Raw genomic sequence first — 26,765 nt, forward strand, 5'->3', positions numbered from 1 at the left:
GGCAAACTCAACATGACAGATTTATCTCGGCACGACCATCATTGCGCAAACTCAACTTGACAGGTCTGTCCGATGGCTATTGGCGTGCCCGGCGCCGGCGTTTGATTGACGGCGCGCCCCGATCCAACAACAACTAAGCGAAGTCCTAAACGAGCGCACGTGTCGGCCACTGATCGTAGAGTGTGCCCATGGAAACTCGGCATCACGGGGGCAGCCTCGTGCCCTTGTGCGGGCTGCGCAGTTGCCAAGCCATTGCTCCAGCGCGTCAGTCCAACCTCCATCGTTGCTTCGCGCGAGTGCGCCTGCACGGGCTGTTGGAGCGGCTCATCGGACTGGCTCGTCGGCGTTGTCTCGGCGATGGCGCCTCCCGTTTCCTCCGAGGCAAAGGCTTGTCTCCATGCCGCAAATTCTACGTTGGGCTTGGCCGAGTCAGGCACCACGTTTAGATACTGTAAGGCCATCTCAGCAATTCGTTGGAACACCGGCGCCGCCACTTGACCGCCATGATACGCGCCACGTGGCCCGTCAATGACAACGATGACGGCGACCTGAGGATGATTGACCGGAGCGAACCCAGCAAACGAAGCAACATACCGATGCGTGGAATAACGTCCAGTCGCCGGATCAAATTGCTGCGCCGTGCCGGTCTTGCCGGCTGCTGAATAGCCATTGAGTCGCGCCCGTTTGCCCGTTCCGCGCAGGACAACTCCTTCCAACATCCTGGCCACCGTGCGCGCCACTTGTGGACTAATCACGCGCCGCGTGTGCGCCTCAGGCTCAGTGATCACGTCCCCTGCTCGCGAATGCACAGCGCGTACCAGACGAGGTTGCACCCATACGCCATCATTGGCCACCACCGCCACCGCAGCTAACATCTGCAACGGCGTCACGCCGATTTCTTGTCCAATTGAGATCGCGCCAATCGAAGGCGCGCTCCATTGCTGAACCGGACGAACCAGGCCAGCCGCTTCGCCCGATAGCTCGACCCCTGTGCGCTGACCAAAACCAAACTGGTGAATATATCGGCCCAGCCGCTGTTGACCGAGGCGAAGTCCTAGACGAATCGCGCCTACATTGCTGGAATTTTCCAGCGCCTCTTGCACACTCAACACGGAAAACGTCTTGTGATCGCGGATCACGTGTCCGGCCAACACCACCCGGCCACCAGAACAATCCAGCATGTCTTCAGAACCGACCAATCGCTCCTGCAACGCCGCCGCATAGGTGACGATCTTGAAGACCGACCCAGGCTCATAGAGGTCGCGCACTGCGCGGTTACGACGTTGTTGTTCTGATGAGCCAGCAAACTCATTTGGATCAAATCTCGGCATGCTCGCCATCGCGAGAATTTCGCCAGTTCTCGGCTGCATGACAATAGCGACGCCGCTCTGCGCGCTGGAGTGCCGCACAGCTTGTTCCAACGCCTGCTCGGTCTCTTGCTGAATCACGGCGTCAATCGTCAGTGTCACATCTTGACCTTTGTGAACGGGCGGCTGCGCCAACCCATAGGATCGCCCGCGCGCATCGCGTTGCACTAACACGTATCCTTCCTGACCGCGCAAGTGCTCATCATAGGCCAGCTCAACACCATCAAGCCCAACTTCATCAATCCCCACGTAACCCAGCACGTGCGCAGCCAACTGCCGATTCGGGTAGTACCGCTTGTTCTCACTCACAAAGTGAATGCCGGACAGACCTAAGGATTTGACAGCGGCCACCTCCTCGTCACTGAGCTTGCGCTTGATCCACACAAACTCGCGTTCGCTGGATAACTTCTGCAAAAGCTCTGATCGGTTCAGCCCCAAAACCCGCGCCAACTCAGTCGCCGCTTGTGCCACCGAAGCAAGCTCCGCCGGCACAGCAAACACGGACTGCACCTCCACGCTGCGGGCTAACTCACGACCGAGCCGATCATAGATCATGCCTCGCAATGGACTAATCCGAACGACCCGCTGACGCTGCCGCTCGGCGCGGGCTGCCAATGCCTCGTGCTGAACGATCTGCAGACAGATCAATCGCCCGATGATGAGCAGAATCCATCCCACCATGAAAATGACCACCAGCAGGCTGCGTTGCCGCAGCTTGGATTGTCCACCTCTGCTCTTCATCACACCCCCTCTGTTCTGCCGACGCCGCAGTCGCTATCGTTGCTCCGCCGTTGAGGCGTGCCCGACACGCTCCGCCGACGGATGCGACTCACTCCGGCTCCATCCCGTCGCGGGCAATAGCTCGGTCTGTGCGCTCGTTCGGCTCTCTGGCGCCAGCTCTGAAATCGTTCCTCGACCACCAACGGAATCAACCCACCGCGGCCGTTTCAATGGTGCGGACACCACCGGCTTACTCTCGGCGCCGGCTCGGACCGTCCTAGACTGCTTTGAACGCCGATGCGCGTTCTGCATTCGGGTCAACTCATCTACTGCCTTGATCGGCGCCCCTTGCGAACCACTGGACATCGCCGGCGAGCGCTGTGGAAAACCTCCATCAGCACCGGCCACGATAATCTGAGAGGCACTGGGCCGAACCAGACCCAAGCGTCGCGCTAACGGCTCCAGCACATGAGGAGAACGATAGTAAGCTCTCTCCTGCTCGAGTCGCTGCCGCTCCCGTTGCAACTGCTGGCGCAACCGCATCAACTGTTGAACACGATACTGGTCTTGCACCGTCTCAGCGCGTAGCGCGACGGCATAGATCAATCCGCCCACCAGCAGCGCACTGACAACAACCATCGGTAAAATACGGCCTGTGTGCAGCGTGGTCAGGTGGCGAGCACGCGGCGTATTTTCGATTCTCGGCATGTAGTAGTTGTTTTTCATGGTCAGCTTTGCCAGGATGAAGAGCAAGCTAATGCTCTGCTCCGCTCAACTTGCAACAGGCGCGCAACTTGGCGCTGCGCGCGCGTGGATTCAGGCTGATTTCCGCTGCTGACGGAACGACTGGCTTGCGCGTCAGAATCTGAACGCGACGCCCAGCGCCACAGCCGGGGCACTGAGCTCCACTCAGCGCAATCGGCGGTCGGCATTGACATTGCCCAGCATGAAACCGCAATGACTGCTTGATGATTCGATCCTCTAAAGAATGGAATGTAATGGCCACAAAGCGCCCACCTGGTTTGAGCTGTCGGATAGCCGTTGCCACAAACGTATCCAACCCACTGAGCTCATCATTGACGGCTATGCGCAATGCTTGGAATGTCCTGGTCGCAGGATGAATCCGCCAACGCCCTCGTCCCCCACTCGCCTTCAATATAATAGAGGCAAGCTGCGTGGTGGTTTCAATGCGGCCGTGTTGCCGTTGCCTGACAATAGCACGAGCTAGACGACGAGCCAACGGGTCTTCCCCGTACTGAAAGATCAAGTTGGCCAACTCGACTTCAGAAAGCGAGTTGACCAAGTCGGCGGCTGTCAGTTGCTGCCGCCGGTCCATTCGCATATCCAGCGGTCCCTCCTGCTGAAAGCTGAATCCACGACTCGCATCATCCAGTTGGTGCGAAGAAATGCCCAGGTCAACCAAAATGCCATCCGCAGGAGGAATCATCCCAGCCTCAGACAAAGCGGCCAGCTCCTTAAAATTCGCGTGAATCGCAGAAAATCGTGAACCAAATTGACTGAGTCGCTCAACGGCCATCCGCAGCGCTGATTCGTCTCGGTCCAAACCAATCACCCGGCAATGGGGCGAAGCGACCAACATAGCCCACGAATGACCACCAACGCCCACTGTCCCATCAATAAAGACACCGCCTCGCTCGGGCTGCAAGAAATTGATGACCTCCCGAACAAGCACGGGCTGGTGTCGGGAGCTGGCACTCATATCCGGGTCTGCACTATATGCCAAATTTTGCAATTGCCGCTGCATCTTCCGATATGTAAGGCTTTTCCTCCAACCGCCTCTCAAAAATTTCTGTATTCCAAACATCCAGGTGATGGAGGTAACCAAGGACCGAAACCTCGCCCGCCAACTGGGCTTTCTCTCGTAACAGAGGATGAATCAAAATACGGCCTTGAGGGTCCATCGAAGCCTGCTGGCCGTAATAACTCGTTCTATCCATGAACTTTAACTTGGCCGGGTCCATAATCGGCGGCTCTGCCAACCGAGCCTCAATCTTTTCCCACTCCGGCAACGGATAAATCAACGCCGACTCGCCTGTGATGCTGGTCACAAAGAACTCTGTGCCGTACTTTTCCTGAATGATGTTACGAAACGCAGCAGGAATTTTGAGACGGCCTTTATCGTCAATACTGGCTTTATAATGGCCACGTAACATGCAGATTTCTATCTCCTTTCCTACTGCAACCTAATGTATAACTTTAGACCCGCTCTGTCTCTTTACCACACCACCCTGTACCCAACCACTTTTGACCACTTTTGGCCACTGCTGTATGGTACGCCAGTTGAACGTTTTCTGTCAAGTGAAAAATTTTTCCAGCCCAAATCAAAAATTGCTAATTATTAGTGGGTTAGGCCAATATATTAAGGTTAAACTTTAACCAATGCTCACAATTATTCAAAAATGGGGCTGTTGGCTGTTGCCTGAGTGCCAATTGTTGTATTGAGGGGAACGAATCGGTATACTTGTGGACCACAACTATCCAACTGAGGTCCAACGCCAAAGGAAGGTCATGACTTATCTACTGATTTTCGGATTCATCGCCGCGTTGGCCAATATCGCTGGTGGGTATTGGCTTACGTCACGGCGACGCATAAGCGCGGCGTTTCTGGCCAGCATCGTAGCTCTGGGGTCAGGATTCATGCTGGCGGCTGTATTTTTGGAGATCATCCCGGCGGCCGTTGATCTCTGGCCGCAGATGCCCCAGGTTCCCATGGCTTTAATCCTCTTGGGATATCTATTACTACAGCTTTTTGAGCATACTGTGGTTCCCCACTTCCATCTTGGAGAAGAAACCCACACCGACGCCATTCTGTCAAAGAACGCGATGATTGCAGCTCTTAGTGGGCTGGCTATGCACACATTTTTCGATGGCGTCTCGATTGCGGCTGGACTGTTGGTTGAGTTTCGATTGGGGCTGCTGATCTTTCTTGCCGTAGTAGCGCACAAGATTCCCGACGGTGTGACTGTTGCCTCCATTGTATTGGCGTCAGGGCAATCGCGACGGCTGGCGCAACAGGCCACGTTGTTTGTGGCGGGCAGCACACTGGCCGGCGTGGTGGCTGTGGGTTTGCTGGAAAGCTCAGTCAGGTATGCTTTGCCTATTTCGGCTGGCGTTACACTCTACGTAGCGGCTTCTGACTTGATTCCAGAAGTCAACAAAGAGGGCCGCTTTACTTCGTTCATCGTGTTTGCTGGTGTGGCATTGTTTTACTTGACAGATCAACTGCTGGAGCAGATAGGATTATAAACGCGATGGAGTTGAACCAGGTGCTAAATACACTGCCCGATCAACCGGGGTGTTATCTGTACAAGAACGCCGATGGCGAGATTATCTACATCGGCAAGGCCAAGAGCCTGCGTCACCGGGTGCGTCAGTACTTTCAACAATCACGCACGCAGGACGTGAAAACGCTCGAACTCGTCGCGCAGATTGCCGACCTGGAATTCATCATCACAGACAATGAAATAGAAGCGCTGATCCTGGAAAGCAATTTGATTAAGCAATACAAACCGCGGTTCAACATTCTCCTGAAAGATGACAAGCACTACCCCCACTTAAAACTGACCATTCAGGAGCCATACCCTCGCGTGGTGAAGGTGCGGCGGATTGAGAAAGATGGCGCACTCTACTTCGGACCATACTTGCCGTCGTCGCTGGCCGACCGCATTGCTGAGCTGGTGAATCGGCAATTCCAGCTCCGTCCCTGTTCGGACGAGGTCTTCCAGATGTATCAACGGCGGCAGCGCCCCTGTTTGCAATACCAGATCAAGCGGTGCATGGCGCCGTGCGTCCGCGAATTATGCCGCGAAGAGACCTACCAAGAGGCGGTCCGCGATGTTAGGAAATTGCTAGAGGGAAAAAACCAAGACCTTGCCGACGAACTGAAAGCGCGTATGGAGAGGGCTGCTGAAGAGCTTCGCTTTGAAGCTGCCGCGCGCTATCGTGACCTGATCGGCGTGGTCGAGCAATTGAGCGTCGTGCAAAAGATGGCGCAAGCATCCGATTCCGACGTGGACACGTTCGGTTATTACCGTGAAGGACCCAGACTGGCGCTCTACGTGTTTACGATGCGCCAGGGACGGATCATCGGCAAGCGGGAATTTTTCTGGGAAGACGTCGCCGACGATTTTGATCCTCGTCATTTCCTTTCAACGGTGATCACGCAGTATTATGCCAATACCGAATTCGTACCGGCCCAAGTGCACCTTCCCGTCGAAGTCAGCGATGGCGCGCTCATTGAGCAGTGGCTGAGTCAAAAGCGAGGCCGACGTGTTTACCTGAAAGACCCGCAGCGTGGGCGTCAACGCGAGCTCGTTGAGCTGGCCAGCCAAAACGCCCGTCAGGCCTTTAACCAACGGTTCCGCGTGCAGCAGCCGGACCGGCGCAAATCTCTTGAAGAACTAGCCGAATACATAGGATTAGCCGCGCCGCCCCGGCGCATCGAGGCGTTTGACATCTCCAACATTCAAGGGACTGATTCTGTCGCTTCAATGGTGGTGTGTGACAACGGTCAGATGGTCAAACGCGAGTACCGCCGCTTCATCATCAAGACTGTGGAAGGAGCAAATGATTTTGCTTCGATGCGAGAAGTCATCCACCGCCGCTACAGTCGCCTGCTGAGGGAGAACAAAGAGCTGCCCGACTTAATTCTGGTTGATGGCGGCAAAGGGCAGCTTTCATCAGCCGCTGACGCCTTGGATGCGCTCGGTCTGGTCAACCAGCCGCTGGCGGCCATTGCCAAGCGCGAAGAGATCATCTACGTCCGCGGCCGCACTGATGAACCGATCGTGTTGGATCATCACTGTCCGGCATTACATCTGATCCAGATGATTCGTGATGAAGCCCACCGATTTGCCATCACCTATCACCGACTGCGTCGCAAGAAACGGCACATGACCTCGGAACTGCTGAGCATTCCCGGCATCGGCCAACGACGCACCATGCGATTGCTGCGCAACTTTGGCAGCGTTGAACGGATCAAGCGAGCCAGCGTGGCTGAACTGCGTCCGTTTGTCGGCGACCAACTGGCGCAGCGTATATGCCAACACTTTGCCGAGCGACAATCATGAACGAAACAATCATTCCGACCACCTGCGTGATGGATTGCCCGGACACCTGCGCGCTGGAAGTCGTTGTACGCGACGGCACGATTCATCGCATTAGAGGCTCGAAAGCACATCCCACAACGAACGGCTTCATTTGTGACAAAGTAGCCCGCTTTGCTCGTCGTGTTTACCATCAACGCCGGTTGCTGTATCCAATGCGACGAGTCGGTCCTAAGGGCACTGGCCAGTTCCAACGTATCGGCTGGGACGAAGCCATTGCCGAGATCACAACACGCTTGCGCGATATCATCCAGCGATGGGGCGGCGAGGCGATTTTGCCTTACCATTATGGCGGCTCGAACGGATTCCTCACCGAAGAGTTTCTGGATGACTACTACTTTGCCAAACTGGGCGCGTCGCGATTGGCCAAAACGCTCTGCGCCGGCCCGGCCACGGCCGTTGCTCAAGGGATGTACGGTAAGATGCCCGGCGTGGCATTTGAAGATTTTTCCGTGGCTCGTTTCATCCTGATTTGGGGCGCCAATCCCAAAGTATCGAACATTCATCTGATGCCACTGATCAAGCAGGCGAAGCAAAACGGCGCGTTTGTGGCCGTCATTGATCCGGTCAACAATTTCTCGGATCGAGAGATTGACCTGCATCTGCCGATTTTGCCAGGCACGGACTTGCCGGTCGCCCTAGCAATGATTCGGTTGTGGAAAGAAGCTGGCCGGCTCGATTACACATTTTTGCGTAATCACGCGGATGGCGTGGAGCCGCTGCTGCGCGCCGCTGATGCGTGGCCTCTGGAGCGAGCGGCGCGTGAAGCCGACGTGACGCCTGAAGCCATACAAACGCTGGCCGAGGTCTATGCTGCGTCCACGCCGGCTGTCATTCGCTGTGGCTGGGGCACAGAGCGCAATCGCAACGGCGGTCAGGCCATTGCTGCCATCTTGGCGATGCCGGCGTTGCTGGGCAAATTCGGCGTGCGTGGCGGCGGGTATACGTTGAGCAACAGCGGCGCGGCCCGATTGGACATCAGTCAAATCTTCGGCCCGCTCGATTGGCACACGCGTATCATCAACATGTCACAGTTAGGGCGCGTTCTCACCGGCGATTTGCAGCCGCCGATCAAGGCGCTGTTTGTCTACAACTGTAATCCGGCTGTGACGGTCCCTGATCAAAATCTCGTGTTGCGTGGCCTGGCGCGTGAAGACTTATTCACGGTCGTGTTCGAGCAGGTGATGACCGACACGGCTCTGTATGCTGACATCCTGCTGCCGGCCACGACTTTTCTCGAACATCATGACATCAAGCGAGCCTACGGCAACTATGTCGTCGGCGGCGTGCAACCCGCCATTGCGCCGCGCGGCCAAGCAAAATCCAATCTTGAAGTGTTTGCCCTGCTGGGCCGTGCGATGGGCTGGACCGATCAGCCGTTTCATCTGGATGCGCAAGCCTCTCTGCATCGCGTGGCAGCGGCGTTGTCGCTGCACGGCAAACCGGCGGAGGCCGCCACGCTCAGCTCAGGGCGACCGCATGATTTCGACTTTCCTGGACGCACGCCGATTCAATTTCAAACAGTTTTTCCGCTCACGCCGGACGGAAAAATCCATCTCACGCCGGCCTGTTTGGGAGATCATCCGTTTCATTATCAGCCGGTGCGCAACGAACGATTCCCGCTCGCCATGATCAGTCCGGCAACGTCCAAGATGATCACGAGCACGATGGGGGAGTATAACTACCCGACGCTCTGGCTCACGATGCACCCAACGGACGCGGCTGCCAGAGCCATTTCTGACGGTGATCAGCTTCGTGTGTTCAACGAACTCGGTGAAGTGATTTGTCGCGCGAGGGTAAGCGACAAAATCCGACCGGGCGTCGTTAGCATGCCGAAAGGCGCCTGGCGTCACAGTAGCGGTAATGGATTGACGGCGACGGCGCTGGCGCCAGCGCACGTCAACGAGGTTGGCGGCGGCGCCTGCTACAACGACGCACGCGTCCAAGTCGAAAAGTGGGCCGGCTGATGCTGTAGCCATGCCGTATTGGAAGCCGGCTACAACGACGCACGCGTCCAAGTCGAAAAGCGGGCCGACGCCGATGACCGACGGGCGTTGCCGAGTGGCGATTCCACGCCGGACGACGGGTCCAGTTTCAGCGAACCGAATTGAACGAGCCGCACATGCGGCAATGCCCTGTCATCCAGCGGCGTGAGGACATATAGGATCTTGTTTGGCCAATCCACAGCTTGAAGCACGCCGAGCGCCAATAGATCACTCTGTTCATCACTCAGTCCAATCAACCGATTTTCAAAGTCTGACAGCGGCATGATGAAAACGCGCGGCACTTCAAACTGCTCCGGCACGCTTGCAAGAGCATCGTCATGCCAATACCCGTCAGCGACCAGAAAGAGTCCATCGGCACATCGTTCGCCATAGATGATGCGAGTATCAAGCCTGGCAGAAGCCTTGCCCAGTTCGGTTACCGACAGCGGGACGCCGGACTGTATGAACATGTTCTGCACGCCGACTTGCGCGATGGCGATGGATTGAAGCCGCGCCCCCTGCAAATAGGCCTGAAAGCGCTGGCGACGAAATTGCTGTCGAACCTCGCGGGAGCGTGGGGAGGCTCTCGCCGAAACCGGAAGGCGAACAACCTGGCAGCGCCGTTGTCGCTCGATGGGACGCAGCAAATGTTCGACCTCTGATTGTCGCTGCAACGCGAGCACGACATCCGGCTTGAGCGCATCCATCAGATGGGCATGCAGCGTCCGCGCCGGACCGCCGAAAACCATCCCGCTGGTATTTATCACCAGCGCCGCAGCGCCACGTTCACGCGCCAGTTGCGCCAACCGATGCAGCCCGACGACAACAGGTAACAAGTGACCAGCAGGCGAGGTTGACCCGACAAACCTCATGGCATCGGGGCGCAGCGGCGTGGTCAGATTGGTTGACGGTTCAATGAGTTGCAACGCCAGCGTGGTTGGCGGACCAAGATCAGATTGGCCCACATCGCCATCAATCCAACCAATCCTAAGCCCTGCGTGCTGCCATGCTTGAATAACCACTTGCGTGAGCGTGCTCTTGCCCGTGTCCACTGCGCCGAGAATGGTCACACATCCCGGCTGCGCGCACAGCCCGTCAACTGCACGCTGCCAAGCCTCCGGCAGATCAATCTCAGCGTGATTCACATTCATGAATGATGTTCGCTTACCAACTGGCCGAAATCGTCACAGTGATTTGGTTCCGTCCGGCAATCCCGCCGACCTGACCTTGAATGTCAGTGACCCGGTAGGTGACCAAGTGATCACAGCAGCCTGCGGCATCTTGGGCTTTGGCCAGCGCATCATTGAGCGCCTTTTGGAAATCGCCCTGCTGATTGATGCCGACGAATACTCGCTGCTCAGTCGGCGCAGCCTGCGGCCACGAGCCCGCGCTCCCCACGAGCAACGAGGCGATGATCGCCACACCGATCACCGCACAGATTAAGCAAAATCCTAAACGTCTACCAAAATCTCTACCAATCATACCCCCTCCTCAGGCCATCGCTGCCTGTTCAATCGGTTTGTCCGCTCCAGCCCAGCGCATTCACCGAAACAGCCGCGCGCGTTCTAAACATCTGGTGTAATATCAGCACGCCGACGGCAGCCAGGACCACTCCCATCGCGTTGAACCAGGCGGGATGAAATTCGACCTGATCGAGATTCCCACTGGTGTAACCAGGAATATCCAGCTTGAGCACCCGTCCATAGATGATCGGCAGCGCGTTGTTCAACGCATGCCCGAACAGAGCCGGTATCAATGACCGCGTTTGCACTGTCCACCAGGCAAACAGAATGCCAAGCATGGTGGCACCGATAAATTGGAAGATATTGAAGTGAAACACACCAAACAAAATCGCCGAAACGATGATCGAGCGGGTCACCGAATACTGCTTCAAATAACCGCGCAGGATCAACCCGCGAAAGAGAAATTCCTCCGTCAACGGTGCAATGATCACAGCAACCAGCACGATGCCCCACACGCTGTTTTGCTCGCTGAGAGCCTTTTCCATAAACTTCTTGAGCCATTCAGGCATGGAAAAAACGGTCTGCAGCAGATTCCCAATTTCGGACACCACAATGCTCATGCCCATCACAGTCAGTGCAATCGGCAGAAACAAAGACCATGAGACCCGCTTGAGCGGAAAGACTTCACGGAACGGCGCGCCTGTCTTGCGCAAGCCCCATGCGATCAGGATGCCCATGACACTGACGTTCATCACAGCCAGCACCACCGGATGCATCTCCGGAAACCTAAAGATGAGACTGAGAATCGCCACAGGCACGGCTATCACCAGTTGTAACCCAATGTAGAGCAGAAGCAGCAGCAGTGATTGGGAGATATTCGGATAGCACTTGTTCGGTTCCATATCGCTCCTTTATGTCCAGTAATTCCGGTCGAGACTGCGGTATTGGATGGCTTCTGAGATGTGCTCCGGCCGGATGCGCTCGCATCCAGCCATATCGGCGATTGTCCGGCTCACCTTAAGGATACGGTCATAGGCTCGCGCTGACAAGCCCAATCGAGCAATGGCATGCTCCAGTATCTGCCGCGAGTCATCGTCAATCTGACAATACTGACGCAGCAGCCGTGATGGCATCTGTGAGTTGGCGTAAATGCCCTGGCCGGCGAATCGCTTCATTTGCACCTGCCGAGCCTGCACCACGCGCTGACGAATCACGTCGGATGTTTCGCCTTTGACGTTTGAAGAGAGCTCTTTGAATTTAACAGCAGGCACGTCAATATGAATGTCAATGCGATCCAGCAAGGGCCCGGAAATTTTTGCGACGTATCGCTCGATCTTGAGCGGCGAGCAGGTGCACTCCCTGACTGATGAACCCCAGTAGCCGCACGGACACGGATTCATCGCCGCAGCCAACATGAAACAAGATGGGAACGTCAACGACACAGCAGCCCGACTGATGGTGACCCGGCCATCTTCCATCGGTTGACGCAGCACTTCCAGCACGTTTCGATCAAATTCAGGCAGTTCATCCAGGAAGAGCACGCCGTTATGCGCTAAGCTGACTTCACCCGGTCGTGGCACAGCGCCGCCGCCGATCAAACCGGCGTCGCTGATGGTATGGTGAGGCGCGCGAAATGGGCGTGTGGTGACCAATCCCTTACGGTCGGTCAAGCCGGCGACGCTGTGAATCTTGGTGACGGTGATCGCTTCTTCAAACGAGAGCGGCGGCAAAATGGTAGGAATTCGCTTAGCCAGCATCGTTTTGCCGCTGCCCGGTGGACCGATCATCAGGATGTTGTGAGCGCCGGCGCAAGCAATTTCCAATGCCCGCTTGGCGTGTAACTGGCCTTTGACATCGCTAAAGTCCACGCTGTAGCGATTGATGTCGGCCAGCAGTTGGTCAACGTTGACGCGCAACGGCGGCGGTGGCTCGCTCGCTGTGATGATGTCAACAACCTGCTGCAACGTCGCTACAGGATAGATGGCCAGGCCAGTCACCACGGCCGCTTCAGAAGCGTTTTCTTCAGGTAGAATCATACGGCGCAGACCACGTTCCTGAGCAGCGACTGCCATCGGCAACGCCCCTTTGATCGGGCGGACCCGTCCATCGAGCGACAATTCCCCAACCAGGAGCGTATCCTCCAACCGCTGTTGATCGAATTCTCCGTTCGCGCCGAGGATACTCATGGCGATCGGCAGGTCGAAGCTGGACCCTTCTTTTTTCATGTCGGCAGGCGCCAGATTGACGGTCACGCGATGAATCGGAAAACAGTAGCCGCAGTTATTGATGGCTGCGCGAATTCGTTCGCGGCTCTCGCGCACCGCTGCGTCCGGCAAGCCGACCATGATGAAGACGGAACTTTGATCGCCAGCTTGCGGTGACAAGTCAACCTCAACATCAACCAGATAAGCATCTATGCCGTAGAGAGCGGCACTCAATGATTTGCATAGCATCGAACTCCTCCATTCGTTTCATCCGGCCATATACGCTCGTCATGATACTGCGCCGGCCTTCAGGACTATCAACGCGCCTTGGCGATAAGGTAACCATAGGGCGGCAGGTCCACTTGGCCACCTTGATATGAGCCGTTTCCGAATACTTTCTCGACGGCTGGTGGCGACATCGGCCAGCGCACCTGCTGCGCCGTTCCCTTCAGGTTAACGGCGACCAGCACATCGCCCTGCGCGTGCCGACGATAGAATGCCACGACGGCATCCTCGGCGCCGGCGCTCACCCATTCCATTTCTCCTTCAATCAGAGCAGGCGTGTCACGCCGCGCCCGCAGTAGTTCCCGGTAAAACGGTCGCATGGCGAAACGATCCTCGTGCCACTGAATCGGCGCTTTTTCAAAGAGCGGCAGCGGTTCATCGTGGCCGACCTCTTGACCGTTGTAGAGCAGTGGCACGCCCGGCAAGCACACGGTCAACACAGCCGCCGCCTTGGCGCCTTCAGGCCCAAACAATTTGATCGCCGGAGCGCGCCAGGCATTCTCATCGTGATTACAAGTAAACCGTAATCGCAAGCTGTTTCGCGGAAAATTCCATGCTTCATCACGCAACGCATCGTGAATGAGTCGCGCTGAGCCGTTTTTCTCAAAGATATTGACCAGCGCCTTATAGACATTCCAGGCATAGGTCAGATCAAATCCGTTCACATGCAGTTCAGGCTTTTCGCCCTCGGCCAGCATGAGCAACGGCTTGAGCTTGTTTAACTCTGAGCGCGCGGTCTGCCAAAAATCGAGCGGCACCAATTCGGCGACATCGCAGCGAAAGCCATCCACATCGGTTTCTCGCACCCAGTAGCGCATGATCTGGTTCATCGCTCGGCGCACATTGGGATTGTCATAGTTCAGGTCTGCCACGTCACTCCAATCCTCGACCGGCGAGACAACCCGTCCGCGCTCGTCCCGCGTGTACCATTCGGGATGCTGCTGCAACCACGGATGATCCCACGCGGTGTGATTGGCTACCATGTCAAGGATGATTCTTAACTCTAGGGCGTGAGCGGCCCGAACCAAATTCTTAAAGTCCTCGAACGTGCCGAACTCTGGATTGACTTTGTAGTAATCACTCACCGAATAAGGACTGCCTAATCGGCCTTTGCGTTTCTCTTTGCCGATGGGATGAATCGGCATCAGCCAGATGACGGTGACACCCAGCTCTTTCAGCTCCGGCAGTCGCGCTTGTAATCCGGCAAACGAGCCGTCCGCCGAGAAATTTCGCACATAGACTTCGTAGATGACAGCTCGCCTGACCCAATCGGGACTGTCTGGCGCTGGCAGCGCGGCCAATGGTCCGCGTTGCACCTCCTCAAACCGGTTGAACTGGCGCAGGCTGACTGTTCCGTTCAATCCGCCCGGCCCGCCCGTATCGGTCACGCGCACGACGAGCCAATTATCGCCCTGTCGCGTGTGGCCGGTGATATTGATCACGAACCGCATATTGGCGCCGGCGTGACTTCCGACAGCGCGACCATTGACCCAGACATCGGCATTGTCATCCACGCCGGAAAAGATCAGCGCCATCTCCGGCCGCCCGAGCGGCGGCAACTCGAACAGACACGCATACCAACCAGAGCCGTCATAATTCTGCAAATTGTAGTGATCCCAGAGGCCGAGTTGTGGAATGCGTCGCCAGCGACTTCGATCAAACGTTGGCATAAACCAACGGTCGGCGATGCCCTGATCATGAGGATCAACGGCAAAATACCACGGCCCGGTCAACTCTTGTTGATAGAGCGGCTCGCGAGACCGGCATGCGCCGAGCAACGCGGCGACAGTCATCGCCAGCAACCAGACGATCCATCGGGGCGCAGGTTGCTGCTTCATCGGCTCCTCTCATGTGGACAGGTGCTCAGCCACAATGGCTTGACGCGAGCGAGCACGACAGCAGCTTCCCCTGTGCCTGCCTCATGTGGACGGGCGCTCAGCCACAATGGCTTGACGGGCCACTCTGCCGGTTGAGGCTGCCTCTGAGCGGTGAAGCAAAAACGTATGAATAGGAAATTGCGATGACCCATATTGACTTGCTTTAGAGGTCGTCAAGGTGATTAAAACCACAACGTTGTTACTCAACCTGCGACGATTGAAATATGCTGAGTCGCCCGATGAAAGTCAAGCCGAAAGCGATGCTGGATCGAAGCAACCACCAAGCCTGCTTGAACAAGCTGAACGGGAGGTGATACAATCCCGCTTCGTTTGGAAGCTGATGAAGTCAGCATGAAGAGTCGGTGTGGAGGGCTAGTCTAATTGGTAAGGCACCGGATTCGAAATCCGGCGGGCTTCACGGCCCTTGGGAGTTCGAGTCTCCCGCCCTCCGCCATGACTGCATGCGCAATGAAGCAAAACGAACGGATGCGGTGAGGTGCGAGAGTGGACGATTCGGCACGGCTGGAAACCGTGTGTGGGGGAAACCTCACCGTGGGTTCGAATCCCACCCTCACCGCCAGCCTTTATCAGGCTTCGGGCCTCGTGCGACGGACGGGCTGTGAACCCCGCCAGGGCCGGAAGGCAGCAACGGTAGCAGTTGACGGACGGGTGCTGCGGGTCAACCCGAAGCCTGGCCAGAACCACCATGAGACGATAAACACCTTTTGAGTGCGGGAGTGAAATGGGCTATCAAGTCATTGCCAGAAAGTGGCGACCGCAAACCTTTGAGGATGTTGTCGGCCAGGAACCAATCACCCGCACTCTCTACAATGCGGTTGCCGATCAGCGATTGCACCATGCCTACATCTTTGCTGGACCACGAGGCGTCGGCAAAACAACGACTGCTCGGATATTAGCCCGCGCGCTCAATTGCGTCAACGGACCGACGCCCCATCCGTGCGGCCAGTGCGCCGCCTGTGTGGAGATCGCCCAGGGGCATTCGATTGACGTGCTGGAAATTGATGCGGCCACGCACACACAAGTTGACAACGTTCGCGAAGTGATCATCAACACGATCGCCACGACGCCGGCGCGAGACCGATACAAAATCTTCATCATTGATGAAGTGCATCAGCTCTCCAATCACGCATTCAACGCGTTGCTCAAAACGTTGGAAGAGCCGCCGCCGCACGTGCTCTTCATCATGGCGACGACCGAACGACACAAGGTTCCCGAAACGATCCTCTCCCGCTGCCAATTCTTTGAATTCCGGCTCATCCCTGAAAACAAAATCTACGAGCGGCTCCGCCTGATCGCCGAGCAAGAGCGCATCAGCATTAGCGAGACAGCCTTGCGCAGAATCGCTCGCGCTGGCGAAGGCAGCTTGCGCGACGCGCAATCGGCCTTTGACCAAGTGATCAGCTTTGCCGGCACGACGATTCACGATGACGATGTCGCCAGTGCATTAGGCCTCATTGGCCCAGAATGGCTCGCCCAGGCGGCCACAGCCATTGCCGATGGTGACAGTCCCAAGGTGTTGCAGGTGGTTCAATCGCTGGTTGAGCATGGTCATGATGTGCGTTACTTCTGTCGTGAGCTGATGGTGTGGTTTCGCCATCTGCTGGTACTGAACTCGGTCGGGTATGACAGCGAACTGCTGCCATTGAGCACTGCCGAGCTGAACGCGCTGCAGCCGCTCGCGCAACGCTTCTCACCAGCGGAACTGATCCGTGCCTTTCACCTGCTGACCGAGATTGAGCAAACGTTGAGATACACAACAGAGCCGCGATTTCAATTGGAAATCGGCTTGATCAAACTGGCGCAAGCAGGACGATTACGGTCGGTGGCCGAGCTGGTTGCTCGGTTGGAAGCTCTGGAGAAACGCGTGCGAAGCAGCGTCGGCGATGAGCGCGGCTCCGGTGGCAGTGATCGCCTTGCTTCAGCATCAGGCGTGGTGGCGCCGTCGCCAGCAGCGCCGGCCGGAGAGAAGCCGGAGCCCGCGACAGAGCGTTTGTTAAAGCCGAGACAATCGGAAGGAAGCAAACAGACGGCCACGGCTGTGGCGCCGGCGCTTCGGGCTGATGGCCTCCGAGCGCAGCTTCAAGCGGCGTTGAATGATCGCCGCAAGATGCTCCTGGCGGCCATGCTCGATGACGCTGCGAAGATCGAATTGGTAGGAGAGACACTGCGCGTGGTGTGTCGGGGAAGTGGCGGATTGCTGAAAGAGACATTGAGCCAGCGAGACCAGATTCGACTGATCGAAGCGACGGCCAGCGAGCTGGTCGGTCATCCCGTCAAGCTGCTGCTGGTGGTGGAAGATGAATCCCCTGCACCGACCCCACTGACGTCTTGGCGGCAAATGGCTGAGCAGGACCCAACCGTGCAAGCATTGATCAAAACATTCAAAGGGGAGCTGACCAATGTCAAGCCGAAAGCATAGAGCGCGGCAAGGGCAGTGGTGAGTTCGTTAATCGTGATCATGTTACAGCGGTTTTCAGACGGATGTTCAGGATCGGATGGGATGTTCAAGATCAAAGGCCCATCGGCACTGGGCAGCATGCCCGTCACGGATGAACACCCAAGCGAAATCCATTGTAGAGGACATCAACGCAGGTTGGAGGATAGCGCGTCGGCTGTTCTTTGACCGAGGAGGAGCAGATGAAATTTCCCGGTGGCATGAATATGAAAAAGTTGATGCAGGAAGCCCAACGCATCCAGGAAGACTTGCAGCGGGCGCTCGAAGAGATGCGGATTGAAGCGACAGCCGGCGGCGGCATGGTGACGGTAGTGATGTCGGGGCACAAACAGATTGTCTCACTGAAGATTGATCCGGAAGTGATGACCGATGCCGACATGCTACATGATTTGCTCATCGCGGCATTCAATGAGTGTAGTCGCAAGGTGGACGAAGCGGTGCAGCAACAGACGATGAAGAATTTGAATCTGCCTGGCCTTGGCGGTTTCTTCTCCTAGCGGGCCAGACAAGACCGGTGAGCGTTGCCGCTGTTGCCGCAATCAATGGAGAACCGCGCGTCGGCACGGCTCCCGGTGATTGAGCTTGTACTCAGGGATCAGAGAATAGGTCATGGTGGATTATGCCGAACCAATCCGTCGGTTGATTGACGAGCTGCGGCGATTGCCGGGCATCGGGCACAAGTCTGCACAGCGGATTGCGGCCTATCTGTTGCGCGTTCCGCCAGCGGATATTCGCCGATTGGTGGCCGCCATCGAGGCAGTTCGCGAGCAAATTGTGCTGTGTTCGAGTTGCCACAACTTCACCGATGTGGACCCATGTCGTTATTGCGCCAATGCGAACCGTGACCGTAGCGTGATTTGTGTTGTCGAGGAACCAACCAATCTCGTCACCATCGAGAAGACACGCCAATATCATGGGCTGTATCATGTGCTGCACGGCGCGCTGTCGCCGATTCGCGGTATTGGTCCAGACCAGTTGAAGATTCGCAGCCTGCTGGAGCGGCTGCGCGATGGGCAGGTCAAAGAGATCATCATTGCCACCAATCCAAACATGGAAGGCGAAGCGACGGCTCATTATTTGGCCCGCTTGTTAAAACCGTTAGGTCTGACCGTGACACGGATCGCTATGGGATTGCCGGTGGGCAGTGACTTAGAATTTGCCGATGAAGTCACGATGAACAAAGCGTTAGCTAATCGCCGCGAGATGTGACCAATTGCCATGATTGCCATGAAGACAACGTAGCAGGAGAGCACACGTATGGCGACTGATGTAGAAACAGCGCAACCGACTGAAGCACAACCGGAGCCAAAGCCGATGAAAGGCTATCAGACCAATTGCGACGAGAAAGATGCGAAAGGCAAACCTTGCTGGGGGCCATTGAAGATGTGGAATACAGCGCCCGATCAGATTCGGCAACGGATTCCCGCCGGCCATGTTGTCTACCGCTGTCAAGCATGCTGGCGTGTCTATCACGGCCCCGCGCACAATCACATGAGCCGTGGCGCTCAATCCCGTTAGAGCGGTCTGCGAATGAGTTTACTTCGGAAGCGCACGCTTACAACGTGCATGAACCCGCAAGACGGGGAGCCTCCAGGCGAAAGGCAATTGAAAATCGCTTTAATCAGCGTTGATGATCGCCCATGCGCTGTTCAGGATGTGGTCATCTGAATCCTGCCGGCAGCCGATTTTGTAACGCCTGTGGCGCGGGCTTGTCGGCGTCGCCATCGCTGGCCAAAGAGCTGAACGATGAAGAACAGGTCGTACTCGTGCTCCGGCCAAGCCTGATATTTGTCGTCTGCCGTTATCTGATTGCGCTGATGCTTATCGGAGCGGCCGGCGCAGCGTATTGGTTTGCCCAGCAATATCGTCCGGGCATTGTGCCGTGGTGGAGCTTGCTGATTGTCGGTGTGCTGTTGCTTCTGCCAGCGGTCTACCATCACATTTTGCGGCAGCGCGAGGTTTATACGCTGACCAACCGCAAAATCGAATTGACATACGGACTGATTGCCAAGCTGCGACGCAATATCCCACTGAGCAAAGTTCAGGATGTAACCGTCACGCAGACGGTCATGGAGCGGTTGCTCGGCATTGGCGACATCGTCATTGACAGTGCCGCGCAAGGGGGTAAAATTCCGTTGAGGAATATCCCGAGTCCGAGCCGATATGCTGACGTGATTTTGCACCAGGTTCAAGAATACCAACGATGAGCGCGAGACGAATTCAATTAGTCACTCCGCGGCGGTTGTTAGCTGCCGGTCTGTGCTGCTGGGTGTTGATGAAAGGCGGCGCGGTTTGCGCACAATCGCAAGGGTCTCGGATTATCGAAGTGCAGCCCGTCAGTATGACCGCTCGATTGTTGCCGGCGCGGCTGGGCCAGTGGCAGTTGAACGGTTCGGTGTTGCCGCTGAGCCATGCGGCGTTTGTGAGCAGTCATCCCGAACGCGGTCAATTGCTCGGCGAATACGGCTTGCGCGATGTAGCGATTGCCGACTACCAGCGGGCTGATGGTCGCTCGGTGCGTGTGGAGATTTTTCGCCTGATTCACTTTGTCGCTGCCTATGGCGCCTATTCACTCGAACGGAGTATTCAGGCTCAACCGATCAACATCGGCACTGAAGGAGCGGTAGAATCGAACCGGCTGAGCTTTTTCAAAGGCGAATACTATGTCTGCTTGACTGCGCGATCCGATGCGATTGACAGCGCGACGTTGATTGAGCTGGCGCGGCGCCTCGATGAGCGCATCGCGCCACGGCACTCGGAAATTCCTATTCTCATGCAGCACATCCCATCGGAGAGTCTCTTGCCGGGCACGCAACGCTTCATTGCCGGGCCGTTGGCGCTGAACCGATTGCTCGGACCGCAGGAGCCGTATGACCCGTTCATGCTGGCCAGCGAAGCCGTTGAAGCGGCATTGGCGGAGTATCAGGTGGGGGGTGTTCAATCACCGTTGCTGATTGTGGAGTATCACACACCGCAACTGGCGGCGGCGGCCTATCCGCAAGTGCAACGCGCCATCGAGGCCTTGCCGGAAGCTGAGCGCAGCCGTCGGCTGCTCAAACGCGAAGGCAATTACATCATCGTCGCGTTCAACGTCAACGACCGTCAGGCCATGCAAGCGATCGTGGACCAAGTTGACTATACGCCGACGATTCATTGGCTGAAAAAGAGTCCATTGGAAATGCTGCGCGAGTTGCAGCCTGATCCCGAACAAATATCGTTGATTGATACGTATCTGGCTGCTTTTGCTTTCATCGGGTTATCACTACTGGTGACGATTACCGGCGGTGTGCTCCTGGGGACTGCTATTTTCTTCTGGCGACGGTGGCGGCGGCGCAATTGGGAAGGATTCACCGACGCCGGCGGCATGATGCGCCTCAATTTGGATAATCTGTTGCCACCGATTGATGAGGACGCGGTTAAACGCTTGCCGGGAAAGTAGACCCGTTGTTCGCGTCGCCGATGCTTCGTCCCGGTGTTTTTTGGCTCGGCGCTTGATTGCTTTGGCAACTTGCTCAAATGCGAGTTGAGCCGGCGCTCAACCTCAATCGTCTTGTCCTTCGTTGATCCACATGAACCGGAGCCATGTGACGCTGGTGGCTTGCTTGGTTTATCGGTTCAGGCCTATGATTCCCGTTGGGAGAGATATTAACGTGAAACGATTTCTGATCATATTTGCCCTTGTGGTGGGGCTGCACGCAGTCGCGGTTGGTCAAGACCCGCGTCAGCCGCCACCAAGTCCCGGAGCGCCCAAGCCGGGCGGCCGTAGTGGCATTGATTTTGGCGGCAAAGTGCGCGACGAGCTGTTGCCGAATCCCTATCGTTTCAATGCTGCATTGAGCGTGGTCATGCAGGCCGTGCCCGAAGTCATCAAGCAACAGAAGCTCACGCTTGATCAGGAAAAAAGCCGGCCTCACGAGGGATTGTTCATCACCACGCCTTACGTTTTCACTCGTGGCAATGTTGTGAGCCGAGCTGAATTGGAGCGCGTGTCACAGTTGCCGGTCGCTGAGGCGCGGTCGTGGGCCAGCGGCCGGTATCGGCTGGAGATCCGCGTCAGTCCGGTTGAGGCGACCACCACGCAAGTGCTCGTGACGGCGGTGATCGAAGGACTGGCTCAGGACACGCTGTCGAGTAAATGGGTCCCCTGTGTCTCGTTGGGTGTGCTGGAGAATGATCTGCTCAAGGCACTGCGCAACTACATTGACTTGCAGTAACGAGTCAGCACCTTCCGCCGCAGCACCGAATCAGAGTAACGAGTGAAACAGGAAACACAATTCGAAGATTGTCCACTGCCGCCAACAGAGCTGCAGATCCGCGACAACACCCTATGAACGCAGTCTCAAGATGTACAGGCCGGTGTTAATATCGCTAATGAAGATCAACTCATTCTGCGCGTAGACGCCCCAAACGAGCGATTTGCCGCCCTGCGGCCCGCGCCCATCCGTTCGATCAGGCGGCACGAAAAATCCTATCTCGCGGGGCGTGGTCGGATCAGCAATATCCAGCACGCGCACGCCATCGGAGTACCACGAAACATAAGCCGTGCGTCCGATGACAAATGGATTGTGAATGGTATACCAGCCGCTATCCGGCGGAGGGCATCGGCGTGTGTTCGGTGTCGCAAACGAGCTGATCTGCTGAGGGCGAGTTGGATCGGAAATATCAAAGATGCGCAAGAAGCCCCAGGTCGCATTGGGATCGCCCCGGAGCGTGGCGCGTACTGCCTGACCGCTAGCCAGAGCAGCTTTGAGGCGGTTGCCATCCTCCAGTGAAATCATGGCGCTCGGAATGGTGATGCCCGTGCTATCGCCGCCCGGCGCAATTGGGCTACCAGGAACATTGTTCACGATAAGCGCCGCAATAGCTCCGGCCTGTTGCGCACGCAAAATCTTATCGCGGAACGTACACGTGCCGCGATCAATCAGCGCAATTCTTCCGCTTGGAGAACTGAGCAACATGTCACCATCGCAACCACGGCCCACATAAGCGAGCGCGCCACTCAATGGGTTCAGCCCGCAGAGTTGAGGGCCGAGGCTGCCTTCAGCTGCCGAAATTAAGCTAGCTAGCGGCAGCGGCTCAGTGATCTCTAGTTGGATGCCGCCGGGGCTGAAGTCTTCGTCGGCAGCCAGCAACAGGGCGCCGCCGTTGGCCGGCCATACTGAATGGGCATTGCCTTCTTCATTGGGCGCATAGAGAGTGCGTCCCAGATACCGCGGACTGGCTGGATCGGAAATATCCAACAAGATGAACCCGGCATCCCAGTAAGACAAATAAGCGATCCTGCCATCAGGACTCGGCGCTGCGCTGTGACAGAACACGTTGCCGCCTAGAGGCAATCCCAGCCCGGCTTGCACGCCCCAGTCGGCCACTTGTCTAGGACGGCGTGGATCGGTTGCTTCGACAATCCGGAAATCGCCACCCGCGCCGGCAGCCTCTGAACCTGGCACGGCCAACAACGCAAAGACACGGCCGCCGCGCTGAAACAGTGATAGCTCGTGCACGCCGCTGCTCATGGCGCCGGTACTCAAAAAGCCTAGTTGTTGCGCTCGTCGCGGATTGGTGACATCCCAGAATTGCACGCCACGCACGCCGCCGGCCCCCAACGGCTGCAAACCGGCAGCCAGCAGTGTCCCGCGAAAATCGGCTGTATTGACCTCAATCGCGACGACATCTTCATAGGAACTGCTCGAATTGGTGACGAGTGTAGCGATTAACTGCGGATTGGTCGGGTTGGACACATCCACGATTTTGACGCCAGCGCCTGCATCTCGTGTGCCCAGGTAGACGAACGAGCCGTGAACCCAGATGTCGGCCAGCATCACGCCACCGACGGCATGGTGACTGATCAGTTCCACTCCATGAGCCTGTTGAACGATGGCTGACCTCACACCTGCCAGCGGCATCAGCCATGACACGGCGCTCAGCATCAATGCAACACTGATAAGCAGCAAGCGTTGTTTCACGGTTGATGACTCCGGTTAACGCGTTCGTCGGCTGACGATGATGTTGTCAATGAACCAACCTTCAGCATCGTTGGTATTGGCATCAATCGTGTCAAAGTAAAACTGAATTTGAATCGTCTTGCCGGCGAATGCCGACAGATTGATCTCTTCGCGTTGGAACGATTCGCTGCCTAGAGCGCCGATGGTGTTGTTATTGATGAAAGCGACTTGCCAGACCTGGCCGGTCGCCGTCTCAATCACGCGCACGTAACCATTATCGCGAACCGTGGAGAAAACATCCTGCGCACGGAGGAAATGATCGAACGTGAGCACAATGGCGCTGTTGGGTGGAATCGTGGGCAAGTGGATCACAGGCGAGGTCAACGCACCGAAATTGCGTTGTCCGGTATTGTAAGTGCGCGTGTCTTGACGCCCGTAGTACCAGGCAGTTCCCCGTCGGAATGAGATATGCCAGAGCGCCGGCGCGCCGTTGCCGCTATCGCCAGTGACCGTCCATTCGCTTGCGCTCGATGAGACTGTGTCGGAGAAAATGATCTCGCGACCGGCTGGCAGCCGTGCCCATGGCGTGTCAAAAGCGTGAAAGACAACCGTATCATCCCCGTTATCCGCGCGAGCGGATACGCCCATGCCGCGCGCGGCAAACACGCTCCAGATGGCTGCTTGATGACGAGCGCCGTTGGCGACATCGGCAATCAAGATCGCATCACGGGCATCGAGCATGGAGGGATTGGACGGCGTGAATTTCAGGCCGTCGGTCATCAGTTGTTCGGCCACTTCCTTGCCCAGAGCTTCTCGCAAGTCCCACATGACGGTGGCCCAGATTTCACCGTCTTGATGCACCTGGGCGATGAACGTGCGCTCCAGCGCGAGGCCGCCGGTGATGGGTTGGCCAGCCAGCGTCAATCGAGTGAGCGGACCGCGCCGATTGCCAAAATCGCCGTAGGTAAGCGAATTGGCTGCATAGTTGACACTGCGAATTCCAATGTGATCGCGGCCCGTGCTGTATTCGCCGGTAACTGGATCATTGGTCAGAGTGTTGGCATAAGCATCGCTCCAGCCTTCACCCATGGCGCCACTTTGAAAGCTGGAGAGCGAGCTGGCATCGTAGGCATTGCCGACCATCCGCGTCGTCAAGCCATGCGTTGCTTCATGGTAGATGACGTCCGCATCAAGCGCCGAATCAGCCTGACGGAACGGCGGCGAGGTGAACAAGTAAAAGCCAGAGAAGCCGGGTCGGCCATCTTCCGCCGTGCCGAAAAAGGCATTGTTAACGCCTGTGTGCTGCGGCCAGATCATGATGGGATCGTTGCCCACGCCGCCACGCCCGAAGTTATCAGCTTGAAAATTGCCGGCAGCTTCATCAAAGCCGAGCTTGTACAGATAATCGTGATACAGGTTGAAGTGATAAAACACGTTGGTGGCAACAGCGTCCAGTTCGATCGAGGGGAATTTCTCAGCCAGGCCATCGCGCCAGCCGGTGAGCGAAGTGATCGCGCTGAAGTCCACAGCTCGTAAGTTGAAGTCGTTGGCGCCACGGCTGACGCCGACGAGCGCATCGGTCGCGCGGATACCATTATACGAGAGCTCAATCACGCCATCTGCGAGCAACGTGATCTGGAAGGTATTGGCATCGGCAGCGCCAAATTGTGGCACTCTGTTCCAGGTGATCACCAGACGGTCGGCATCACGTCGAACGAACAAGCCGCTGCCCTGAGGCAGCGCGCTCAGGTCCAGATCGTCCCACAGCGCAGCAATGCGCGGCGAGGCCATGATCATGTCGGCGAATGATTCCGTCGCATCAGAGTTGGCGCCAGTCCAGGTGATGTTCCCATTGGCGTTGATGAATACGGTGTTACGCACCGTGCCGAAAAACGGAAAGGAAAATCCTAAAGCCTGGCTGACCGAGCCATCGTCTCGGTCAGGCCGCAAACGCGACGTTATATCCGTTCCCAGGTTCGCGTCGAATCGCAATGGCTCGATGCGCACGTCATAACCGCCGGCGGCATTCGGCGTGAAGCGCAGCGTCGTCCTATCCAGATCAAATGCGTTCAATCCCTCTGTGGCATAGACGTTGGCGAACGGGAAGTGAAACCGCTGCTCGGCATTGAAGGCCAGCGGCAACGTCAGCGCGTTGTTGCCTTGTGTGCCTGTATTCGGCCAGGGTGACACCCATGAATTGGGCGAAGCAATCGGATCGCCGGCAAACGAGCGTAGCACTTGAGGTCCCCGATCAGGGTGAACGTCAAAGACCAGTCCGTCAGGTTCACTGAATTTTATCAGGTTGTGATGGAATAAGATTTCGCCTGTCTCAGCGTCAACTAATATGTCGTACCAAGCTAGCTCGTCCATCAAGTGGAGGCGCACTTTCCAAGCGAGGCGGGCGCGGTCGGCAGCCGGGAAAATGGTCAGCTTGGCTGTCGGTTCGCTGGTAAACGGACCCTGTTCAAACGTCGTGGCCTGCTCGACGCTGGTGGCGACAGCCGTGATCCGTGGTGTGAATGCCAGATGCGGCGCCATGTAATCGGCTGCGCGTTGCACCGCCTCCGTGGCCGACAGCCGCGGCGTCATCGAGGCAACTATGTCGGGGAAGTAATTGGCATTGACCGAAAGAATCTGCCCGTGCCGGTCTATGTTGACTTTGATGTCGCCTTGGAACACATCAAGCCCGTGATAGAACTGTTTGAAGACGACATGCCTGACACCGTTGTGTCTCGTGCGAAAATTTTTGGCAACGACCAGTTGGCTGATGTCACGCTCGGTCAGTCGCCAGAGTGTCCTGTGTGCCCGCAAATAATCGCGCGCAATGGTGAGCGCGTCAGCCTGACGCGGCGCCGTCAACCGCTCAGCTAGACTGAAGACATGACGTGGCACGCCGGTAAATGGATCGAAGCGGACTTCAAGCCCCTTGATCTGCGCTTGCAGGCGCTGCACCACAGCCAGTTGGGCCGGCGTCGGCGAGTGGCGCGTCCCCGTCACGGAACGACGTATATCGTAGGTGTCCTCCAATCGCAAGGATTCAACCGATTGCATCGGCTTTGTATCCGAAGTGATCGGCTTCTGTGCCGATGTAGTGAACGGCACACACAACGAAACCAGCAGGCTCATTGTAATCGCAATGTTCGCCAGTGAACGAATCTGAGAGCGACGAACCATAAACCGCCTCCTTCCTGCTAAGCTCCTTGCCTCGCAGCTCGGCCAGAGCAAGGCTATGAGCCTGCATTTATGCCATGAAACTGACAGGCAAGGCAAGCGAGTTCGCGGCGTTTCAGGTGATGGATTGGATTCGGCTCGCTGGTATG

General features: G+C 56.8%; 22 protein-coding genes, 2 tRNA genes and 1 other RNA gene. 14 read left to right on the forward strand and 11 right to left on the reverse strand.

Annotated features, from left to right (window positions below; all coding sequences use genetic code 11):
• Nucleotides 1-38 precede the first annotated feature (38 nt).
• Genes NZ823_03530 through NZ823_03545 form a run of 4 tightly spaced genes read right to left on the reverse strand, consistent with a single transcriptional unit; the run spans nt 39 to nt 4,261 of the window.
• A complete protein-coding gene (locus tag NZ823_03530; protein ID MCS6804200.1) occupies nt 39-2,108 on the reverse strand; it encodes a transpeptidase family protein in 2,070 nt (689 codons plus the stop codon).
• Between the two features lie 33 nt (nt 2,109-2,141).
• Nucleotides 2,142-2,813 carry a hypothetical protein gene (locus NZ823_03535; GenBank protein ID MCS6804201.1) on the reverse strand — a complete coding sequence of 224 codons (672 nt, stop codon included), beginning with the start codon at nt 2,811-2,813 and terminating at the stop codon, nt 2,142-2,144.
• A 28-nt stretch (nt 2,814-2,841) separates the two neighbouring features.
• Nucleotides 2,842-3,807 (reverse strand): 16S rRNA (cytosine(1402)-N(4))-methyltransferase RsmH, encoded by a 966-nt coding sequence (gene rsmH / locus NZ823_03540; GenBank protein MCS6804202.1) that lies wholly within the window; start codon nt 3,805-3,807, stop codon nt 2,842-2,844.
• Nucleotides 3,808-3,820: 13 nt separating this feature from the next.
• Complete coding sequence (locus NZ823_03545; protein ID MCS6804203.1) at nt 3,821-4,261, reverse strand: division/cell wall cluster transcriptional repressor MraZ; 441 nt, start codon at nt 4,259-4,261, stop codon at nt 3,821-3,823.
• A 355-nt stretch (nt 4,262-4,616) separates the two neighbouring features.
• Between NZ823_03545 and NZ823_03550 the strand changes: the two genes are divergently transcribed.
• Genes NZ823_03550 through NZ823_03560 form a run of 3 tightly spaced genes read left to right on the forward strand, consistent with a single transcriptional unit; the run spans nt 4,617 to nt 9,180 of the window.
• Entirely contained in the window at nt 4,617-5,354 is a 738-nt protein-coding gene (locus NZ823_03550) for a ZIP family metal transporter (GenBank protein ID MCS6804204.1), read from the forward strand.
• A 20-nt stretch (nt 5,355-5,374) separates the two neighbouring features.
• Nucleotides 5,375-7,177 carry an excinuclease ABC subunit UvrC gene (gene uvrC / locus NZ823_03555; protein MCS6804205.1) on the forward strand — a complete coding sequence of 601 codons (1,803 nt, stop codon included), beginning with the start codon at nt 5,375-5,377 and terminating at the stop codon, nt 7,175-7,177.
• Nucleotides 7,174-9,180, forward strand: a complete 2,007-nt coding sequence (locus NZ823_03560; GenBank protein MCS6804206.1) for a molybdopterin-dependent oxidoreductase — start codon at nt 7,174-7,176, stop codon at nt 9,178-9,180. The genes uvrC and NZ823_03560 overlap by 4 nt, the downstream gene beginning before the upstream one ends.
• A gap of 29 nt (nt 9,181-9,209) precedes the next feature.
• Here NZ823_03560 and NZ823_03565 read toward each other — a convergent pair whose 3' ends face one another.
• The 5 genes from NZ823_03565 to NZ823_03585 form a co-directional block, all read right to left on the reverse strand.
• The gene (locus NZ823_03565) at nt 9,210-10,349 is read right to left on the reverse strand and encodes a Clp1/GlmU family protein (GenBank protein ID MCS6804207.1); all 1,140 of its coding nucleotides are present in this window, start codon (nt 10,347-10,349) and stop codon (nt 9,210-9,212) included.
• A 13-nt stretch (nt 10,350-10,362) separates the two neighbouring features.
• Nucleotides 10,363-10,680, reverse strand: a complete 318-nt coding sequence (locus NZ823_03570; protein MCS6804208.1) for a hypothetical protein — start codon at nt 10,678-10,680, stop codon at nt 10,363-10,365.
• A 28-nt stretch (nt 10,681-10,708) separates the two neighbouring features.
• A complete protein-coding gene (locus NZ823_03575) occupies nt 10,709-11,563 on the reverse strand; it encodes a CPBP family intramembrane metalloprotease (protein ID MCS6804209.1) in 855 nt (284 codons plus the stop codon).
• A 9-nt stretch (nt 11,564-11,572) separates the two neighbouring features.
• On the reverse strand, nt 11,573-13,114 hold the full coding sequence (locus NZ823_03580; protein ID MCS6804210.1) for a YifB family Mg chelatase-like AAA ATPase: 1,542 nt from the start codon (nt 13,112-13,114) through the stop codon (nt 11,573-11,575).
• 68 nt (nt 13,115-13,182) lie between these two features.
• Nucleotides 13,183-14,988 carry an alpha-amylase family glycosyl hydrolase gene (locus NZ823_03585; protein MCS6804211.1) on the reverse strand — a complete coding sequence of 602 codons (1,806 nt, stop codon included), beginning with the start codon at nt 14,986-14,988 and terminating at the stop codon, nt 13,183-13,185.
• Between the two features lie 217 nt (nt 14,989-15,205).
• Between NZ823_03585 and NZ823_03590 the strand changes: the two genes are divergently transcribed.
• The 11 genes from NZ823_03590 to NZ823_03640 all read left to right on the forward strand — a co-directional run bounded on the left by NZ823_03590 (nt 15,206) and on the right by NZ823_03640 (nt 21,717).
• Nucleotides 15,206-15,382, forward strand: a complete 177-nt coding sequence (locus NZ823_03590; protein MCS6804212.1) for a hypothetical protein — start codon at nt 15,206-15,208, stop codon at nt 15,380-15,382.
• A gap of 11 nt (nt 15,383-15,393) precedes the next feature.
• A tRNA-Ser gene (locus NZ823_03595) sits at nt 15,394-15,481 on the forward strand.
• A gap of 36 nt (nt 15,482-15,517) precedes the next feature.
• A tRNA-Ser gene (locus NZ823_03600) sits at nt 15,518-15,607 on the forward strand.
• A 12-nt stretch (nt 15,608-15,619) separates the two neighbouring features.
• An RNA gene (gene ffs, locus NZ823_03605) (signal recognition particle sRNA small type) lies at nt 15,620-15,720 on the forward strand.
• 49 nt (nt 15,721-15,769) lie between these two features.
• The gene (dnaX, locus tag NZ823_03610) at nt 15,770-17,467 is read left to right on the forward strand and encodes a DNA polymerase III subunit gamma/tau (GenBank protein ID MCS6804213.1); all 1,698 of its coding nucleotides are present in this window, start codon (nt 15,770-15,772) and stop codon (nt 17,465-17,467) included.
• A gap of 218 nt (nt 17,468-17,685) precedes the next feature.
• A complete protein-coding gene (locus tag NZ823_03615) occupies nt 17,686-18,000 on the forward strand; it encodes a YbaB/EbfC family nucleoid-associated protein (protein ID MCS6804214.1) in 315 nt (104 codons plus the stop codon).
• A gap of 115 nt (nt 18,001-18,115) precedes the next feature.
• Nucleotides 18,116-18,712 carry a recombination mediator RecR gene (recR, locus tag NZ823_03620; protein ID MCS6804215.1) on the forward strand — a complete coding sequence of 199 codons (597 nt, stop codon included), beginning with the start codon at nt 18,116-18,118 and terminating at the stop codon, nt 18,710-18,712.
• Nucleotides 18,713-18,760: 48 nt separating this feature from the next.
• Complete coding sequence (locus NZ823_03625; GenBank protein ID MCS6804216.1) at nt 18,761-19,021, forward strand: hypothetical protein; 261 nt, start codon at nt 18,761-18,763, stop codon at nt 19,019-19,021.
• Nucleotides 19,022-19,143: 122 nt separating this feature from the next.
• Nucleotides 19,144-19,710, forward strand: a complete 567-nt coding sequence (locus NZ823_03630; protein MCS6804217.1) for a PH domain-containing protein — start codon at nt 19,144-19,146, stop codon at nt 19,708-19,710.
• Nucleotides 19,707-20,942, forward strand: a complete 1,236-nt coding sequence (locus tag NZ823_03635) for a hypothetical protein (protein MCS6804218.1) — start codon at nt 19,707-19,709, stop codon at nt 20,940-20,942. The genes NZ823_03630 and NZ823_03635 overlap by 4 nt, the downstream gene beginning before the upstream one ends.
• Nucleotides 20,943-21,153: 211 nt before the next feature.
• A complete protein-coding gene (locus NZ823_03640; protein MCS6804219.1) occupies nt 21,154-21,717 on the forward strand; it encodes a hypothetical protein in 564 nt (187 codons plus the stop codon).
• A gap of 111 nt (nt 21,718-21,828) precedes the next feature.
• Here the strand turns inward: NZ823_03640 and NZ823_03645 are convergent, their stop codons facing one another.
• Together NZ823_03645 and NZ823_03650 are read right to left on the reverse strand one after the other, a co-directional pair.
• Nucleotides 21,829-23,466: a hypothetical protein gene (locus tag NZ823_03645; protein ID MCS6804220.1), complete on the reverse strand. Its 1,638-nt coding sequence runs from the start codon at nt 23,464-23,466 to the stop codon at nt 21,829-21,831.
• A 15-nt stretch (nt 23,467-23,481) separates the two neighbouring features.
• Nucleotides 23,482-26,619, reverse strand: coding sequence for a M36 family metallopeptidase (locus tag NZ823_03650; protein ID MCS6804221.1), 3,138 nt, complete (start codon nt 26,617-26,619; stop codon nt 23,482-23,484).
• Between the last annotated feature and the right edge of the window lie 146 nt (nt 26,620-26,765).

This window comes from Blastocatellia bacterium (assembly GCA_025054955.1).
In the GTDB taxonomy this organism is placed as follows: domain Bacteria; phylum Acidobacteriota; class Blastocatellia; order HR10; family J050; genus JANWZE01.